This is a genomic window from Prauserella muralis (genome assembly GCF_003202285.1).
Lineage (GTDB): Bacteria > Actinomycetota > Actinomycetes > Mycobacteriales > Pseudonocardiaceae > Prauserella_B > Prauserella_B muralis.
Map to the genome: position 1 here is coordinate 811994 of NZ_MASW01000007.1, position 17749 is coordinate 829742.

At 68.5% G+C, this 17749-nt stretch carries 14 protein-coding genes; 1 reads left to right on the forward strand and 13 read right to left on the reverse strand.

Translation table 11 applies throughout. From position 1 onward, the window contains the following. Window positions 1-10: 10 nt before the first annotated feature. The 13 genes from tsrT to BAY60_RS33545 form a co-directional block, all read right to left on the reverse strand. On the reverse strand, window positions 11-1720 hold the full coding sequence (gene tsrT / locus BAY60_RS33485; RefSeq protein ID WP_112285367.1) for a tryptophan 2-C-methyltransferase: 1710 nt from the start codon (window positions 1718-1720) through the stop codon (window positions 11-13). 62 nt (window positions 1721-1782) lie between these two features. Continuing rightward, window positions 1783-2073 (reverse strand): helix-turn-helix domain-containing protein, encoded by a 291-nt coding sequence (locus tag BAY60_RS33490; protein ID WP_112285641.1) that lies wholly within the window; start codon window positions 2071-2073, stop codon window positions 1783-1785. Between the two features lie 92 nt (window positions 2074-2165). Then, window positions 2166-3125 carry an AraC family transcriptional regulator gene (locus BAY60_RS33495; protein ID WP_112285368.1) on the reverse strand — a complete coding sequence of 320 codons (960 nt, stop codon included), beginning with the start codon at window positions 3123-3125 and terminating at the stop codon, window positions 2166-2168. 648 nt (window positions 3126-3773) lie between these two features. Next, window positions 3774-5150 (reverse strand): tryptophanase, encoded by a 1377-nt coding sequence (locus BAY60_RS33500; RefSeq protein WP_112285369.1) that lies wholly within the window; start codon window positions 5148-5150, stop codon window positions 3774-3776. Between the two features lie 33 nt (window positions 5151-5183). Beyond that, window positions 5184-6260 carry a (Fe-S)-binding protein gene (locus tag BAY60_RS33505; protein WP_112285370.1) on the reverse strand — a complete coding sequence of 359 codons (1077 nt, stop codon included), beginning with the start codon at window positions 6258-6260 and terminating at the stop codon, window positions 5184-5186. Continuing rightward, window positions 6257-7639: an FAD-binding oxidoreductase gene (locus BAY60_RS33510; RefSeq protein ID WP_112285371.1), complete on the reverse strand. Its 1383-nt coding sequence runs from the start codon at window positions 7637-7639 to the stop codon at window positions 6257-6259. Before BAY60_RS33510 ends, BAY60_RS33505 begins: the two co-directional genes overlap by 4 nt. After that, entirely contained in the window at window positions 7636-8487 is an 852-nt protein-coding gene (locus BAY60_RS33515) for a fumarylacetoacetate hydrolase family protein (RefSeq protein WP_112285372.1), read from the reverse strand. Before BAY60_RS33515 ends, BAY60_RS33510 begins: the two co-directional genes overlap by 4 nt. Continuing rightward, complete coding sequence (locus BAY60_RS33520) at window positions 8484-9977, reverse strand: M81 family metallopeptidase (RefSeq protein WP_112285373.1); 1494 nt, start codon at window positions 9975-9977, stop codon at window positions 8484-8486. The genes BAY60_RS33515 and BAY60_RS33520 overlap by 4 nt, the downstream gene beginning before the upstream one ends. Window positions 9978-9979: 2 nt before the next feature. Beyond that, window positions 9980-10348 carry a RidA family protein gene (locus tag BAY60_RS33525; protein ID WP_112285374.1) on the reverse strand — a complete coding sequence of 123 codons (369 nt, stop codon included), beginning with the start codon at window positions 10346-10348 and terminating at the stop codon, window positions 9980-9982. A gap of 2 nt (window positions 10349-10350) precedes the next feature. Beyond that, on the reverse strand, window positions 10351-11622 hold the full coding sequence (locus BAY60_RS33530) for an aspartate aminotransferase family protein (protein ID WP_112285375.1): 1272 nt from the start codon (window positions 11620-11622) through the stop codon (window positions 10351-10353). Window positions 11623-12076: 454 nt separating this feature from the next. Then, window positions 12077-14077, reverse strand: a complete 2001-nt coding sequence (locus BAY60_RS33535; protein WP_112285376.1) for a glycoside hydrolase family 20 zincin-like fold domain-containing protein — start codon at window positions 14075-14077, stop codon at window positions 12077-12079. Window positions 14078-14581: 504 nt separating this feature from the next. After that, entirely contained in the window at window positions 14582-15037 is a 456-nt protein-coding gene (locus BAY60_RS33540) for a 3-oxoacyl-ACP synthase III family protein (protein WP_211330547.1), read from the reverse strand. Continuing rightward, window positions 15034-16080 carry a nucleotidyltransferase family protein gene (locus BAY60_RS33545; RefSeq protein ID WP_112285377.1) on the reverse strand — a complete coding sequence of 349 codons (1047 nt, stop codon included), beginning with the start codon at window positions 16078-16080 and terminating at the stop codon, window positions 15034-15036. The genes BAY60_RS33540 and BAY60_RS33545 overlap by 4 nt, the downstream gene beginning before the upstream one ends. Window positions 16081-16322: 242 nt before the next feature. Here BAY60_RS33545 and BAY60_RS33550 point away from each other — a divergent pair, with 242 nt between their 5' ends. After that, complete coding sequence (locus tag BAY60_RS33550; RefSeq protein WP_112285378.1) at window positions 16323-17708, forward strand: hypothetical protein; 1386 nt, start codon at window positions 16323-16325, stop codon at window positions 17706-17708. Window positions 17709-17749: the final 41 nt, after the last annotated feature.

The following is a 17749-nucleotide window of genomic DNA, read 5'->3' on the forward strand; positions in this document are numbered from 1 at the left end:
CATAAATTGATCAGGGACGCCTGCGTCGCTGACCTGCGAATTCTACTTTCGGTATTTCTCGAATGATTTCCTCTCGTCTGGGCCAGTGAGACCAGAACGCACCCGTGTAACCGAGTTCCACGGCACGCAGCAGGAACGGGTTGTCGGCGAAGTTGTCGTCGTCGGCGGTGAGGCCCTGCAGCGTCGGCAACATGACCCGGTGCCGTTCGGAGGCCGGCACCAGACTCCACAGCAGGCGGATGGTGTTGACCCACCGGCCGCAGGGCGAGCCGAGGGTCTCCGGGTCCTCCGGCAGCAGCGGCGACAGGTAGTACACGGGCCGGAACCGGCCCGCGGCGTCGAAGACGAACTGCCGCTCGTAGGCGATGGGGCCGCACCGCGAGCGCGGGGTGAGCACGATCGGCTCGGTCGCCGTGTCGGACTGCAGGCCCGGCACCGTGCGGGTGCCGCCGCACTCCTCGGCCAGCCGCCTGCCCAGCGGGGAGTACGGGAAGGCGCGGATGCCGAGGCTGTAGCCGGTGACGGTCACGCCGAGCTCGAGAGTGCGCGCGACGGCGTCGCGCAGGGTCTGCTCCGTCTCGCCCGGCATGCCGAGCAGCACCTCGACCATCATCGGCACCTCGTAGCGGCGGGCCAGGGCGCAGACGGCGCGGGTGTCGGCGAAGGTGTAGTAGCGGCTGCCGCCCGCGGTGACCTTCCAGCCGTTCAGCATCTCCTCGCGCACGTGGTCGGGCGCCAGGTTGACGCCGGCGCACCCGGCCTCGGCGAGCAGGCGCATGAGCTCCTCGTCGAACGGCGCGGGCTGCGCGTAGACCCACAGCCGCAGCCGGTGCAGGGCCGAGCCGGGGTCGGCCCGCTTGCGCCGGACGATCTCGCGCAGCACGGCCTTGCTGTGCGCGACGACGAGGTTGAACTCGCTGTCGGTGGTGTGCAGGTCGTGGACGCCCTGCGCCACGAGCGACTCCATCTCGTCCACCACGGCGTCGACGGCGCGCCTGCTGAACCGGGCGCCCTTGGCATCGGGTTCCACGCAGTGCGCGCACGCGAACGCGCAGCCGTTCTTGGTGAGCACGTTGCCGAGGCCGCCTGCCCGGTAGTAGCGCAGGTTGTCGACCCTGAACGCGACGCCGGAGCGCCGCACGTAGCTGCTCGTGGCGTTGATCGGGCTGGGCCGCGCGTCCCCGCGGAGCACGTGGCGCCGGGGCCTGCCGGACGGCCGCGCACCGGCGATCCGCTCGACGCACCCGCCGCCCTGGTTGACGAACAGCCCCGCGATGTCCTCCGGTGAGTCCCCGTGCTGCAGCGCTCGGGCGAGCCGCACCAGGATGTGCTCACCGGGGCCCTTCACGCCGAAGTCGATGCCGAGGTAGTCGACGAGCGCGAACGGCATCGACGAGAAGCCGACGCCTCCGGCGACGAGCGGGGCGTCCGTGTTCGCCCGGATCTCGTCGACGACGGCCCTGTGGTCGCCGAGGAAGACCCGTTGCTGCTGGGCGTAGATGGTGTCGGTGTTGCGAATGGTCACGCCGACCAGCAGCGGCCTGTGCCCGGCGAAGTAGTGGCGCAGCACCGGCCGCCAGTCGTGGCGGTCGAAGGTCAGGTCGACCACGTCCACGGCGAAGCCCTCCGCCTCGAGCGAGGTGGTGAGGATGTCGAGCGCGTACGGCGTGACCGGTGGATGCACGAAGTTGGGGTTGACGAGTGTCACCAGTGCCGTCATGTGCCCTCCCACAGCTCAACCGGCGCCCACGGCGGGCGCCGGTCAGCCGGGGAGCGCGAGCGTCACCAGCGCAGCCTGCGCCCGTACCTCACCGCCGCGGCGAGCTCGTCGGAGGGCACGTCCAGTGCCACGCTGAGCCAGCGCCGCCAGTAGGGCCCCGGTGTGCGCTTGCCACGTTCCCAGCGCGCCACCTCGTCGCGGCTCACGCTGTGGTTGTGCGAGAGATCGGCCAGCTTGTCGGCAAGCTGGTACTGCGTGAGCCCACGGCTCTTGCGAGCGCGCCTGACCAGGTCCCAGATGGGCTCCGCACCGTTCGTCATCGGTGACGCCTGCCCGCGGTTCCCGGCTGACATGTCGTTGACGATAGGCCGCGTGGGCCCGGTCAACGATCCGTCGTGCGTCCTTTTCTGTCCTTTTTGCGCATCGTCATAGAAATACATGGCCATCATCTGTGTAGGGTTTGCGACGGGGTTTCGTTGAACTTGTGCCGGTATGCCGTGGCGAACCTGCCGAGGTGCATGAATCCCCACCGTCCCGCCACCTCACCGACCGTGACGGTATCGGCCTGTGCCGCCTTGAGCTCGTCGTGCGCGCGTTGCAGCCGCACCGCGCGCAGAAATGCGCTCGGTGTCGTGTCGAGGTGTTTGCGGAATCCTTTCTGTAGGGCGCGCACGCTCACTCCTGCCTGTTTCGCGAGACTGCCCATCGTGTGGGCGATCTCCGGGTGGTTCTCGACGACGTCCACCGCCCTGGCGATGGCCCGCGAGGGCGCGGGCAACGCCTTGCCCTCGAGCGTGTCGCTGTAGTTGTTGTCCTGCGCCAGCAGCAGCCCGCTGATGAGGTTCTGCTCCATGTGGTGCAGGGACAGCGGATGCGCGAGCAGGCTGTCCGGCCGGTCCAGCTCGGTGACGCAGAAACGCAGGTAGTCACACCACGTGCGGGCGTAGCCCGCGGCCAGTTTCATGCCGAGGGAGAACTCGATCGGGGCAGGCAGTGGCCGGTCGATGAGATCGGCCAGCGTCGCCTCGAGTGCCGTCCGCTCGATCCGCACGATCACCAGTTCCAGCTCGGCACTGAGCCGCATGTGCAGGGGCGCGAGTGGCCCGACGACCACGGCGGCCCCGGGCCCCGCTCCGACGCTGCGAGCGCCGTAGCGGTACGTCCCGCAGCCGGCCAGCGGCACCTGCACGACGTAGAAGTGTTCGAGCTCGCCGGGGTCGACCTGCACCGCCTCGCCATAGGCGATGTAGGTGAAACCGACGTTGTCCAGGCGCCTGGCGTTCATCCGCGCGTCGAGCCGGGCGTCGCGGCCCACCAGCGCGAGCCGGTGGTCACAGAAGACCCCGGCCACCGTGTCACGAGTGACGTCGAGATCCCGCGAGCGAAAGAGCTCGAACCGGTCCAATGGTTTGTGAATCATTGACACGCCGGGGAATTCGACCCGCAACGGCTGCACCCTCCCCGCTCCACCTCCTCCGGAATCTAGCCTGGGCTCCGCCGCTGTCGCCCGCATACCACCGAACGGGCGATTTGCCATTAGCAATTTGCAGATTTCAAGCAGAAACCCAGCGTAGCACGGGAAACACGCGGTGCGCAGTCGTCGCGGGGGCCGGGATCGCCGGGCGGTCACTCTGTTGCGCCGAGGGGTAACTCGCCCCCGGGGCGGGAAGCACGCCGTACCGCCGGATGGAGTCGGCCACGGTGTCGAACCTCAGCGTCGGGCCCGGCCGGGCGCGCCGGTCGTGCGGAGAATTCGCTTGTCATCGGCATCGCGGCGCACGATCGGCGAGGTTGTCGCGATCGTCCGCGACCCGCCGCGAATGCGCGGGGCGCACGCATTCCGTTGTCGCCGCGGCCGGCCAGGTGGGACCGGCGTGGCGGTCGAAACCTCCCGCGTCGGATCCTGTCTCGGCAGCCGAACCCGGCATACCGCCAACCGGGCGCAGTCTGCGAACGGCATGATGCACGTCCGGTCAGCCGCGGCAGAGCACGGTGACGGGTCGCCACCGTCGCCCTGGACATCGGCGGGCCGCAGCGGGCCGTTACGCGGCGCTCACGTCCCGCCGAGGGGCTCGAGCGTGGCGGCGAACTGCCGCAGCGCACCGGTCTGCCGGACGATGCGGTACCCCGGCACGGCCGCTGCCTTGGCGGCGACCTGCTCGGCCACCTCCGCCACGTAGCGCAGGTGGCTGGCCGTGTAGACCCGGCGCGGCAACGCGAACCGCACGAGCTCGCGCGGCGCGGGAACGTCCGGCCCGCCCGCGGGATCCGGCCTGCCGAACACCAGGGTGCCCAGCTCGGTCACCCGCACCGCGCCCGCGAGGTACAGCTCGTTGGCGAAGGCTGTCGCGGGCAGTTCCTGGGGGCGAAGGTGGCCGAGCAGCCGCCCCGCGTCGACGTACACGGCGTGGCAGCCGGTGGGCCGCAGCACCGGCAGCCCGGCCTGCTCGAGCAGATCGGCGAACCAGAGCGCGGACTCCGCCCGGTACCGCAGGTAGGCGGGCTCCACCACCTCGAGCAGCCCCTGGGCGAGCGCGTCGAGGTCCCGGCCCGCGAGCCCGCCGTAGGTCGGGAACCCCTCCGTCTCGATCAGCTGGTCGCGGTACCGGGTGGCCAGCGCGGGGTCGCGCAGCGCGATGAGCCCGCCGATGTTGGCGATGCCGTCCTTCTTGAGGCTGGCCCAGCACCCGTCGGCGAGGTCGAAGATCAGCCGTGCCACCTCCCGTGGCGTGCGCGGCGCGTGCTCGGCGGAGCGCGCGCGCACGAGGTAGGCGTTCTCCGCGAACCGCGACGCGTCGAGCAGCAGCGGCACGCCGTGCTCGGTGCACAGCCGCCGCGTGGCCTCGGCGTTGGCCACCGAGACCGGCTGGCCGCCGCGGGCGTTGTTGGTGATCGTCAGCACCACACAGCGGATCCTGGCGCCGTCCGGGCCGTGCAGCAGGCGGTCCAGCGCGGCCACGTCGAGATCGCCGCCGAAGGGCACCGGCGTGTCGTCCTCGACCGGCACCGGCAGGTCGAGCGCCTCGGCACCGGCGGCCTCCACGCTGGCGCGGGTGCTGTCGAAGTGCGTGTTGGCCACGCTCAGCTCGCCGGGCTCCAGCAGCCGGTGCAGCAGGATGCGCTCGGCCGCCCGGCCCTGGTGCACGGGCAGCACCTCGGGGTAGCCGGTGAGCTCGCGGACCACGCGCTCGAAGCGGTCGAACGAGCGAGCGCCCGCATAGGACTCGTCGCCGGAGAACAGCGCGGACCACTGGGCAGCGGACATGGCGCTGGTGCCCGAGTCGGTGAGCAGGTCGATGGTGATGGCGCTCGCCGGGACGCGGAACAGGTTGAACCCGGCGGCGACGAGCGCGGCACGGCGCTGCCCGGCGTCGGGAAAGGGGATGGGCTCGACGGCCTTGATGCGGAACGGTTCCATGAAGGGCGGCATGGGCACCTCTCTCCCCGTCAGGAGAGTGTCGGCTCAGCGCCGCCCTGGCGGGTAGGGCCCATTTCCGCCTGCCAGGGCCAGCAGCTCGGCGAGGTGTACCGCGCGCACCCGGGAACCACGCAGGCCGCGGCGGAGCTGGCGCAGGCAGCCGGGATTGACGGCTACCACGAAGTCCACATCGGCCTGCTCGATCGCGGCGAGTTTCGGGGCCAGCACTCGCCTGCTGTCGTGCGGCCGCAACAGGGCGTACGTGCCCGCGGCGCCGCAGCAGTCGGCCGCGCCCGGCAGTTCGACGTAGTCGGCGACGGCGGCGATGAGCTGGCGGGGCTGCCGGTGCACCCCGAGGGCGTTGCGCCCGTGGCACGAGTCCTGCAGTGCGACCCGCGCGCGCCGCCCGGCGACCCGCACCTCACCGGCCGGGCGGTGCCCTTGCTCGGCCAGGTACTCGCCGAACTCGCGCACGCGGTCGCGTCCGAGGTGTTCGGCGAGGTGCGCCGCGCACCCGCCTGCCGTGGTGACGATGGTGCCGGGCAGCCGGCCGCCGAGGGTCCTGGCGAGCCGCGCGCCGGCGGCGGAGTCGCCGTTGTGCGCGTGCAGCGCGCCGCAGCATCCCTGCCGCGACGGTGCGGCCAGCTCCGGCCGCAGCCGGACCGCGGCCCGGCTGACGCCCGGGTACAGGCCGCGCTCGACGCACCCGAGCAGCAGTGACGGCCCGGCGGGCGCCGGCCGGGTCCGCGCGTGCCGCCGCGCGAGTCCCTGCAGTCCGAGCAACCAGGCACGGGCGACGATGCCCATGAGCAGCCGGGCAGGCCACGGCCGGCGCCGGCCCCGCCATTGGTGGTCGCGCCACTGTTCCAGCAGCGCGCCGTAGCGGACCCCGGCGGGGCAGACGGGTTCGCAGGCGCGGCAGCCGAGGCAGAACGACGACTGTTCCACAAGGGCCGGGTCGTCGGCGGCCAGTTCTCCGGGCTCCAGCGCCCGCATGAGCGTGATGCGGCCCCGCGGCGAGGAGGCCTCGTCGCCGGTGAGCGCGTAGGTGGGGCAGGCGGGCAGGCAGAATCCGCAGGAGATGCAGCGCTGCAGCAGGTCCTTGTCGAAGATGTCGCTCACGAGCCGAGCTTTCCGGGGTTCAGGATGCCCGCGGGGTCGAACGCCTGCTTGACCCGCCGCAGCAGCGCCAGTTGTGCGTCGCCGACGCGGTCGGCGAGGAAGGGCAGCTTGGCGGCGCCGACGCCGTGCTCGCCGGTGATGGTGCCGCCGAGTTCGAGCGCGGCGGCGAAGATCTCGGCGAAGGCCTTGTGGGCGCGGTCGGCGGCGCCGTGCTCGCCGGGATCGAGCACGCACGTGGGGTGCAGGTTGCCGTCGCCCGCGTGGCCGAAGGTGGCGATGTGCAGGCCGTGCCGGTCGGCGATCTCGTCGATGCGGGCGACCATGTCGGCCAGCCGCGGGCGGGGCACCGTGGCGTCCTCGAGGATGGTCAGCGCGCCGAGCCGGGACAGGGCGGGCAGCGAGCAGCGGCGCGCGGCCAGCAGCGCGTCGGCGGCCGCGACGTCCTCGGCGAGCGTGGTCTCCCACGCTCCGGCCTCGGTGCAGAGGGTGCGGATGCGGACCATGTTGCCCGCGACGACCTCGATGGGGCCGTCGTCGCCGAACAGCAGCAGGGCGCCCGCGTCGGTGCGCAGGCCCAGCCGGGCGTGGGCCTCCACGGCGGCGACGCACTTGCGGTCGAGGAACTCCAGCGTCGCGGGCACGACACCGGCGGCCAGGATGGCGGACACGGCCTGGCCCGCCTCGGCGAGCGAGCCGAAGTAGGCGACGCCGGTGCGGCTGTGCGACGGCATGGGCAGCAGGGCGACGGTGGCCTCGGTGATCACGGCGAGCGTGCCCTCGGAGCCGGTGAGCAGGCGGGTGAGGTCGTAGCCCGCGACGTCCTTCCAGAGCCGGCCGCCGGTGCGGATGGTCTCGCCGGTGGGCAGCACGGCCTCGAGCCCGAGCACGTAGTTGCGGGTGACGCCGTACTTGAGGCCGCGAAGGCCGCCCGCGCAGGTGGCGATGGTGCCGCCGACGGTGGCCACGCCGCGGCTGCCCGGGTCGGGCGGGTAGAGCAGCCCGGCGTGGGCGGCGGTCTCGGCGAGCCGCGCGACGGCGACGCCCGGCTGCACGCGGGCGAGCAGTTCGTCGCGGCTGAGTTCGAGGATGCGGTTCAGGCGGGTCAGCACCAGCACGATGCCGCCGTGCGACGGCACGGTCGCCGCGCACAGGTTGGAGCCCGCGCCGCGCGGCACCACCGGGATGCCGTGTTCGGTGGCGACGCCGAGCACGGCCGCGACCTCACCGGTGTCGGCGGGGAAGACCACGGCGTCGGGGTGGCCGGTGAACAGCGGGGTGGCGTCGCGCCGGTAGGGGGCGAGCTCGCCCGGGGTGAACCGGACGTGCTCCTCCCCTACGGCCTTCGTGAGGGCACGCACCGCCGTGGCGCCGAGCCTCACGCGAGCCTGCACACCGTGCGCTGCCGTCCGAGGCCGCTGATCTCGGTCTCGACGACGTCGCCCTCCCGCAGGTACGGGTAGCGGCCGGACAGGGCGACGCCCTCGGGGGTTCCGGTGTTGACGAGGTCGCCGGGTTCGAGCACCAGGAACTGGGACAGGTGCCAGATGATCTCCGCGACGCCGAAGATCATGTCCGCGGTCTTGGAGTCCTGGCGCGACTGGCCGTTGACCCCGGAACGGATGGCCAGCGCCTGCGGGTCGGCAATCTCGTCGGCGGGGACCAGCCAGGGGCCGAGCGGGTTGAACGTCTCGCACGACTTGCCTTTCGACCACTGCCCGCCCGGCCTGCCGAGCTGGAAGTCGCGTTCGGACACGTCGTTGGACAGCACGAACCCGGCCACGCAGGAGCGGGCCTCGGCCAGCGACTCCAGGTACCGGGCCTTGCGGCCGATCACGACGCCGAGCTCGACCTCCCAGTCGGTCCTGGTCGATCCGCGAGGGATGAGCAGGTCGTCGTAGGGGCCGACGACGGTGTTGGGCGACTTGTGGAACAGCACGGGCTCCGCCGGTGCCTCGGCCCCGGACTCGGCGGCGTGGGCCCGGTAGTTGAGGCCGATGCACAGCACCGCGCCCGGCCGGGCGATCGGCGCGCCGACCCGCTTGCCGCTGATGTCCACTTCGGCCAGTTCGCGCCGGTCGAGAGCGCGGCGCACGAGCCGGAGGCCGTCCCAGCCGAGGAAGGCGGCGTCGATGTCGTCGACAATGGACGCGAGGTCGTAGTAGGTTCCGTCGTCGTCGAGCACGACGGGCCGTTCGCCGCCGGGGTCGCCGACGCGCATGATCTTCACGAGGTGGCCTCCGGGTCGAAGAGGGCGCGTTCGAACGGGTACAGGGGGCGGCGCCGGTGGCGGTAGGTGAACCGGTCGAGGTTCATCGCGGTGACGCCGTCGGTGTCGACGACGATCAGCCGCGAGGCGATGGGCCCGTAGGCGGCGCGGGGTGAGTTGACGCCCTTGGCGACGACGACGTGGTAGCCGGTGGGGTCGACGCCCGCGCTGAGGAACTGGTGCAGGCTCGACTGCAGGATGGCTTTCGACGTGAGGACGAGGGTGTGGCCGTCGACGGTGTCGACCACGGCGGTCGGTCCCATGTCGAAGAAGCGGAAGCCGCCGTGGGTGGGTTTCGGCTCCTCGAAGCGGCCGTCGGTGAGCACGCGCACGTGGCCCTTCACGGGGACGGGCGGGTTCGGCGAGTGGGGGTTCCAGCCGCCGACGCGCAGCTGCACCTCGGCGCCGACGCCGGCGCTCCGGCAGAACCGGACGGATTCGGGGTCCCAGAGCGACATGGCGAGCGATCGGATGCCGCGGGTCATGGCGGCGGCGAGGATGACGGTGGAGTCGCCGGGCGCGCCGCCGCCGACGTTGTCGCCGGCGTCGAGGAGCACGACCGGTCCGGCGGGCTCGCATTCGGCGACGTCGAAGGCCTCGTCGACGCTGAGTTCCCGGGCCTGGAGCCGTTCGCGGCAGGACCAGACGTCGCGGGCGAGTTCCTCGGCCGCGGCGCGGGCGGCCGCCGCGTCGCCGTCGTGGATGGCCAGGCAGGACATGCCCATGTGCGGGACGTCGGCGTAGGGGAAGCCCTCGACGACGCTGGCGGAGAGCATGCCGGGGCGCTCGGCGATGGCGGCGGCCTTGGCGACCAGCGACGCCATGGGTTCCTCGCTGGTGTCCTGGCGGGCGATGTTGACCACCAGCGGCAGCTGCACGAGCGACTGCCGTGGCCGGATCTTCCGCGCTGCCGTTCGTGCCACGAGCTCGGTGCAGGCGATGGCCTTCTCGCGCGCGTCGATGTGCGGGTTCGTCTGGTAGACGAGGGTGACGGTCAGCGCGTCGACGAGCTGCGCGGAGACGTTGGCGTGCAGGTCGAGCACGGCGCCCACGGGGACGTCCGGCCCGACGACGCGGCGCACCCGGCGGGCGATCTCGCCGTCGGCGTCCCGATGTCGTTCGGCGACGGCGGCGCCGTGGATGTTCAGCAGGACACCGTCCCACGGGCCCTGCCGGGTGAGCTCGCCGGTCATCTCGCCGACGAGCGCGTCGAAGGCGTCCTCGGTGATGGGGCCGACGGGTGTGACGAAGGCGAACACGAGCGGGACGGCGTCGATGCCGAGCCGGCGGGTGCCTGCCAGGTATCCGCCGATGGTCGTGGAGGACCCGGCGTGCTGGTCGACGATCTCCTTGCCGCGCAGGATGCCGTTGGCGGTGAAGAGGCGCCGGTCGGCGGGGGTGGCGGAGAAGGTGTTGGTCTCGTGGAAGAGGCCGAGGATCGCGAACCGCACGGCTACTCTCCCCCGAAGGCGACGACGTCGATCTCGAACTTGATGCGGTCGCCCAGGCAGCTGGTGATCGTCGTGCGCGCGGGCAGCGGCGGGTGGAAGTACTCGCGGTAGAGGCGGTTGAACTCGGGGACGTCACCGGCGTACTGGACGTAGGCGCCGACTTTCACCACGTCGCGCAGGCACAGTCCCTGGCCGGCGAGAATCCGCCGCACATTCTCGATGGAGCGCCGCATCTCCTCCTCGAACGTGCCGGGCACGATCACCCCGTCCTCGACGGAGGCCTGCCCGGAGACGAAAATGAACTCCCCCGCGCGGCGGAACGGCGAGAAGGAGGCGGTGTTGCCGTCGAGATCGCCCAGTGGCCGGACCATGCTCACGCCCAATCGGTCAGTGTCTTGTCGAACCGCGTGAGGGCGGCCTCGAGCTCGTCGGCGCCGTGGGCGGCGGAGACGTACCAGACGCCGCGCCCGGCGACCCACAGTCCGTGCTCGACCAGCGACGCGGCCAGGCTGGTGTAGCGGGCCAGGTTCAGCTGCTGCAAAGATCGGTAGTCGGTGACGTCGCCGTCGCCGAACGACACGTGGAACGCCATGGGCAGCCCCTGCACGCGCAGCGGCAGGCCGTGCCGCGTGCCGATCTCCCGCAGACCGTCCATGAGCGCGCGCCCGTGCTCGGCGATCGAGTCGTACGGCTGGTGGTCGCGCAGGAAGGACACGGTCGCGTGCGTGGCCGCGGTGGCCATCACGGAGCCGTTGAACGTTCCCGAGTGGTTGACCTTGCCGGTGCCGAACAGCGCCATCAGCTCGGCGCGCCCCGCCAGCGCCGACACCGGCCACCCGCCCGCCATCGCCTTGCCGTAGGTCGCCAGGTCGGGGATCACGCCGTAACGCCCGGCTGCCCCGCTGAGCCCGAGCCGGAAGCCCGAGATCACCTCGTCGAAGATGAGCACGACACCGTACTCGTCACACAGGGAGCGAACGGTTTCCAGGTATCCCGGCTTGGGCTCGATCACGCCCGCGTTGATCATGATCGGCTCCATGATCACAGCGGCGATCTTGTCGCCCTGCCACGCGAGCGTGTCGGCGAGCCGGTCGATGTCGTTCCACGGCAGCAGGAAGAAGTCGTCCAGGTGGCCGGCCACCTGCCCTGCGCTGGCGACGCCCCACCCTGTCGCGCCGTCCGCCATCAGCACGTTGTCGAGCCAGCCGTGGTAGTGCCCCTCGAACCGCACGACCTTCGTCCGCCCCGTCGCCGCCCGCGCCAGCCGGAGCGCCGCCTGGACGGACTCGGTGCCGGAAACGCCGAAGCGCACCATGTCGGCCCAGCCGAGCGCCTCGCAGACGACTTCGGCCGCTTCGACTTCGAGTTTGTGCTGGCCGCCATAGATGAGTCCCCGTTTGCAGGCCTCGTTGACGGTATCGACCAGAGCCGGGGGCGCGTGACCGAGGAAGTTGGGACCTTGGCCGAGGAGATAGTCGACGTAATTCTGGCCATCGACATCGAAGAGCCAGGGACCTTGGGCGTATTCGATGAATCTTTGTGGGCCGGCCAGGCGCACGTTGGAGTGAACCCCACCGGGCGTGCGCAATCGCCCCCTTTGCCTAAGGCTACGTGACTTTACCGGCAAGCGGGCAGCGTCAACCATGACATCTCCATCCATCGGAAAGTGGCCAACCTCATACGCCGAATTCACTGTTTCATTACTGCGCAAAACTAGCTAGTAAACTCTTCACGCGTCAAGGGTTCCGCCGCAGACGACGCCCGGATCGAGATTCCTACAATCCGACTACATCGAGCGACACGGCGACATACCGACCGTTCGACTGACGCCTGGCTTTCGAGCTGCGCCCCCACCGCCGTGCCAACATACGCTATACGAATAGTCTGATCGGTAGATCCAAGAATCGGCGCTCGTCTCCGTCTGCCCTGCCACACCGAACGTCCTGAAACAAGAACGTGCACGTGGATCTTGCCGCATTCAGGACCGACACAATCCGACCATCGAAGCACCCTACCCACAAAGACGTTACCAAAACAGGTAGATGGTTTTACCGAACGAGTATGACGGGAAAGGCGATCCGACCTCAGCATAAGCGAGGTCAGAGGTTCCATGCATACCACGTCTCCGAGGCGGACACGCCACCGCCCGAACGCAACCGATGCAGAACGGGCCCAATCTCGCGAATTAAGCCCCACCGCTCACGCAAAATAAACGGTAGCCAGCATGCCGTCCCCTCTCGAGCCGTATCGCGCAGAACTTCGATAGACCTCTCCTGTAGACCGCCGATGTCAACGCTTCCCGAGCGCGCAACCGCCAAGATGTCCAAGAACAGCTCAAGAAAATCGGCCATTCGGTTGTGCTCTCGCCTCCACACATTCATCGGATTCGGCCACAGATACAGGTCGCGGCCAACCGGCATCTGCGATGCCGCATCACGAAGCGTCTCAATCGTCTGCCGAAGTACCTCAGCCATCGGTGGCTGGACGACCGAAAAGACATGCAGCAGATCGTCCGGATATGCCTTCGACCCTCCAAGGCCAGTCGCAAAAAATGGAAACACGTGGTTCAATATGTACATGACCAGCGGATAGCAGGCCGTCACCGTGCTCACCTGGGCCAGCGCAGATCCAGCTGCTTGCGCGTTTTCTGGGCACGTTCGACTCGCCCAGCGCAGCCTAAAACCACTGACGCCCCCGGACCCTTCGAAGTTCCATGAAAGGTCAGCCAGAAAAGCGTAGTTGGCGAGATCGCTCTCGACGGGCAACGAATAGGCAAAAGCGCCCGAAGCGCCAGCCTCATAGCCACGACGAAGCATAGTCTCGATGTTCGATGAGAAGTCCTGCGGGAACATGAAAGACGCAAGACCCGTTGTCGGACAGCTCCAGGCCTCCGTTCGATTCGTCACGGGTCGTAGCGCAGGATCATTATAGTTCCACCAAGCGATCACCGGAGCAGGCAAGCCTAGCTTCTCCAAACGTGCCAGGTATATATCTAAGGCATCCTCGCGAATCAACGAATCGTGCCAATGAATCATTCCAATCCCGTCACGAGCGAGTGCTTGACCGATTATCGTCAAATACTCAACAAGCTGCTGTCCAGGATCCAGTTTCTTACATTCGGAGCAACGGCAGTATGGGCTGACCACGCGTGCCCGGTCAAACGGGTCGACATTGCTTATCGGGTAGTACTCATCGCCCGCGACGTGCAGTCGGCTTATACCATTTGGCCTGAGATGCTGCCTCACCAGAGCACCGACAATTCTAGCGAGCGTCTTTTTCGCAGTCGGATGCGTCACACAATATCCGTACCCGGTAGGCCGTCCGTCTTCATCCAACGCAGATACGCCCGGAACAGCACGTGGGATCAACGTCGAGTGACCAGGACCCCCTAGGTGAGGAATCACCTCAATCCCCTGCGCGGCGGCATAGAGCACTATTTCGCCAAAGAAGTCGTCCTGATACATGCTGGGCAAGTAGCGATACTCACACTCCCGCTCGCCGACCGGGTCCCAAGTAACTATTCGTTGCGTAGACCTCAGTGCTGGAAAATCATCGAGCGGCGTAAAGAGGTACTCGCTCCTGTCGCCTTCATGATGAATATCCCAACAATTATATATAGAAACACCGATAGTGTTGAATTTTAGCTGGCCCATCCGATCAATCAGCAGTTTCCAATCGTCTAAACACATGCTGTCGGTACCGACAAACGACTCAACAAAAATGCCCCGGACCGGAAACGTCGGGCTATCTGAAATGTTGACCTCACGTAGAGCACCATTCGCCTGATCCCAAAGATCAACTAACGTCCGGGCCGCATGCAGAACGCCACGCGCCGAACTAGCCCCTATCTCTACCTCTGACCGATCAATCCGCAACTCATAACCTTCGGAGGGAAACCTACCTTCGCGGAATACGACAGGTACCACCCGGCCTTCTGATGGCCCAGCAACCAGACTCAGTAACTGGTGGACTCGCCCCGTGTACGCGTCCAGCCCGACAGGTAAGGACCGAACATCAAGACCGCGGACTACCACTTCTCCGCTAGCCGACCGCCACATGCGCGGTTGCGGAACAAGGACTGGCTCGCCAAAGTCGAACATCGAGCCTTCTTATCGGTTTCCGGACACGTTATCGATGGGAGCGATCTCCACTAGGTGCCTCCACACCATCCGAACCCAGCTGTTCTGGCTAATCGGAGCAACCTCAGACCCCCGATCTAACTGGCCAAGCCGACACACGACGCTCCACCGCATGCCGCCGGCCAGCGACCGCGCACCATCGCGACCTCGCCGGCCCGGCTGGCCATCTTGACCACCTCAGTCCGCCAACGTAGGCGGTGTTGCCCATTATCAGCAGCGTCAGATGTCGGCACCCGATCAACGTCCTTTCGCAGCCAACGCCTCTCCCGCGTTGACATCGACTAATGCGTAGATCTATCTTTTTGAAACCTGCGTTTCATCAATGGCAGACGTCTTGGCAACGAGTTCGCCCACCCAGACATGATTCGTCGCGGGAACACAACGAAGGGCCCAAAATGAAGACGCCGAGCACAGACCGACGATCGTTCATCCGCGCGTTAAGCGGCATCCTGGCAGCCGGTATCACTAGCGCTGCCTGCGGGACAACAGCCGGCCAGCAGCGCAACGTCCCTGGCGCGTCTCTTGCCAGTGCCGACGGCGGCCCCCGAACCCGCTGCAGACGACGTTGACGTCGAAGCAGGCCGCGCCGTAGACCCCGAGCTCATGCTGGACCAGTGCCGCGGTGGGCGGCTGCGGGGAGTCTGGAGTGGACGTGGCGACGATGAGGTAGTCGACCTGCTCCGGGGCCAGCTCGGCCTGCCCCAGTGCCTCGATCGCGGCCTTGATGGCCAGGTCGGACGTCGCCTCTGTCGGCGCCGCATAGCGACGCGCGGTGATCTGCGTCTTGCGTTCGATCCATTCTGGAGTGACGCCGGTCTTCTCGGCGACCCAGTCGTTGGTCACCTCCTCCTTGGGCACATAGGAACCCGTGCCGAGGATTCCGACGGACGAGTGGTCACCCGCGCGCGGTTGCGTGCTCACACCTCTCCCCTCGCCTGTGCCAGTTCATGTGGCCGGCCGATGTCTTGCCAGGGCTCGCGCAGGGCCCACAGACCGATGGGCCATCCCCTGCTCAGGCAGTCGTCGAACAGTGCGGTCATCGGGAAAAGCTCGCCGCGGGGTATTCGCGGCAACAGCTTCGGGTCGAGTACGTAGACACCGGCGCTCACCGGCCACGAAGGCGTCGGCTTCTCGACGATGCGCACGAGCCGGCCGGCCTCCGACTCCAGCACGCCGAACGGGATCTGGTGCCGGTACTCGCTCATCGCGATGGTCGCGACCACGTCCTTGCTGCCGTGCGCGGCCAGCAGGTCGCGCACCGAGAACTCGCTGACGATGTCGCCGTTGAGCACCAGCAGGGGCCGGGTCGGCGCGTACCCGAGATCATCGAGGACTCCCAGCGCACCCGCCGTCCCCAGTGGGGTGTCGGGGTCCTCGCGCAGATACTCGATCTCGCAGCCGAACTGGCCACCGTCGCCGAAATGCTCCTCGATCATCTTCCCGAGGTAGTTGACCGACAGAAAGATCCGGCTGACGCCCGCGCCGACGAGGTGCAGCACCAGGCGTTCGAGGATCGGCCTGCCGGCGACGGGGAGCATGGGTTTGGGGATGCGGTCGGTCAGCGGGGCCAGCCGCGTTCCCCTCCCACCGGCCATGATGACGGCCCAGTTGTCGCAGCGTTGCACGCCCATCAGCTCGCGCTCGGCATGGACACCGACGATCCGCCCGTCCTCGTCGACGATGGGGATCTCCGACAACTGCAGCGCGCGCATGAGATCGAGCACCTCGGCCCGGCCCTCGGAGGGCTTCGCCGTGATCACCGACCGTTCGGCCAGCGGGTAGGCGGGAGACCCGAGGTCGTGCCCGTCGAGCAGAGCCCGCCTGATCTCCCGTTCGCCGATCACGCCGACCAGCCGGCCCCGCGCGTCCACGACGAAGACCTGCTCGACCTGTTTCTTGTCGATGGTGGAAAGCGCTGATCTAATTGATGCTTCCCGATCGATCAGCAGGTCAGCGAAATGCATTACATTCTCCTCCAGCACTGCGACCCCACGGTTTTGCCGCTGCCGTCCAGCGTCGCCAGCAGGATCAACACCAGCCAGGGGACGAGTTCAGGCCAATGGCGGCTTGACAATGCCCCCGGCACCGGAACCGATCATCGGCACGGTTCGCGAAATTGCCATCAATTGGGCGCGAATCGGACTGACTGGCGCCTGCGGGCGCGCTAGCGTCTATCTGACGAGTTGCACAAAAGGAGCGATCGATCATGGAATGCGTATCCGACGAGCCGATCTCCCAGCTCATCCGGTCAGCACGACGGCAGCGGCAACTGAGCCAGTACACCCTCGCCCGGGAGCTTGCGACGGTGTCGGGTAAGCCGACCGTCACGCGGGACCTCGTGGCCCGCTGGGAACGCGGCCACCAGATACCGCGGTTCGGCTCCCGGCAGTGGCTCTCCGTCGTGCTGCAGGTGCCCCAGGAGCGCCTCGACGCCGCCGCCGCGGCGTCCCGGAGAAGGACGCGCCTCGGCCACGCTGTGGTGACGCGAAACGCGCCGGTCAAGCCTGGCCCCGCTCGCCGGGCGCAGGGGACACCCGCCCTGCTGCCCGTCTTCCGGTCGAGGATTCAGGCCGGGATTCTGGCCGCCGCCCTGCTGAACCCGCACCGGTCGTTCAGCCTGTCCGAACTGGCCGAGCATGCGGGCGGATCGCTGGCGTCCGTCGACAAGGAGAGCAGGCTGCTCGAGGTGGCCGGCATCCTGACCAGCCGGACGGACGGCACGATCCGGCTCATGCGTGCCGCCGACACGGGCCCCCTCATCGGACCGCTGACGGACCTCATCCAGTCCACCTACGGCGTGCCCCAGATCATCGGCGAGGAGTTCGGCTGCGTTCCCGGCGTCGCGCGGATCATGCTCGGCGGCGTCTGGGCGGAACGCTTCGCGGGTATCTCCGGCCCGGCGGCGGACAGCATCGAGGTGCTGCTGGTGCTCGCGCGAGGTCATGCGGGTGACCAGCGCATGATCGGCACGGCCGTGCGACGCGTGCAGAACCGCCTGCGGTGCCGGGTGCACGTGTCCACCCGTCCTGCCGACGCGCAGGCCGACTACCTGCAGATTCCCCACCAGCGCCGAGGCCAGCCCGTTGTCGAGGTCGCCCCGGTCCGGCCGCGGCACCAGCCCGCCACCGGCGGCCCCTGGCCCGACGGCCGCCAGGTTCTCACCCGCCTGCTCAATGCCGGACAGCTCGATATGGTGAGCGGTGCGGCCGCCAACCATCGCCCGTTCCTCGACCTGGCCGCACAGCACATCAGGGCTGCCGAGCAGCTGCTGGACACGTCCCCGCCATCGGCCTTCTTACTGCTGTCGGAGGCGGCCCAGCTGATCGCGTCCGCGCTGCTGGCGCATCAGGGACTGCGGCCGGCCACCGGCGCCGGTGTCCAGGTCAAGGGTGAGGCTGTCGTCGCGCAGTTCGGCCACCAGTTCTCACAGGTGGAGCTGCTCAGGAAGCGCTCGGTCGAGCTGGGCGACCCGGTCAGCAGGGACAGCCACATCAGTAACGAGGAAGCCAAGACGTACTTGACGACGGTGCGATCGTTGCTGTCCGTCGCGCACAATGCCATCGCCACACTCGGATTGTTCACGGCCCGCTGAAGGAATGCCCGACGTGCCCGTTCGCAGACCGGAGGCTGAAC

Bases quoted from the DNA above. Each gene is read 5' to 3' on its own strand.
- BAY60_RS33500 (WP_112285369.1), bottom strand. From the start codon at position 5,150: ATGCCGCCCTTCATGGAACCGTTCCGCATCAAGGCCGTCGAGCCCATC.
- BAY60_RS33530 (WP_112285375.1), bottom strand. From the start codon at position 11,622: ATGGTTGACGCTGCCCGCTTGCCGGTAAAGTCACGTAGCCTTAGGCAA.
- BAY60_RS33525 (WP_112285374.1), bottom strand. From the start codon at position 10,348: ATGGTCCGGCCACTGGGCGATCTCGACGGCAACACCGCCTCCTTCTCG.
- BAY60_RS33490 (WP_112285641.1), bottom strand. From the start codon at position 2,073: ATGTCAGCCGGGAACCGCGGGCAGGCGTCACCGATGACGAACGGTGCG.
- BAY60_RS33550 (WP_112285378.1), top strand. From the start codon at position 16,323: ATGGAATGCGTATCCGACGAGCCGATCTCCCAGCTCATCCGGTCAGCA.
- BAY60_RS33535 (WP_112285376.1), bottom strand. From the start codon at position 14,077: ATGTTCGACTTTGGCGAGCCAGTCCTTGTTCCGCAACCGCGCATGTGG.
- BAY60_RS33545 (WP_112285377.1), bottom strand. From the start codon at position 16,080: ATGCATTTCGCTGACCTGCTGATCGATCGGGAAGCATCAATTAGATCA.
- tsrT (WP_112285367.1), bottom strand. From the start codon at position 1,720: ATGACGGCACTGGTGACACTCGTCAACCCCAACTTCGTGCATCCACCG.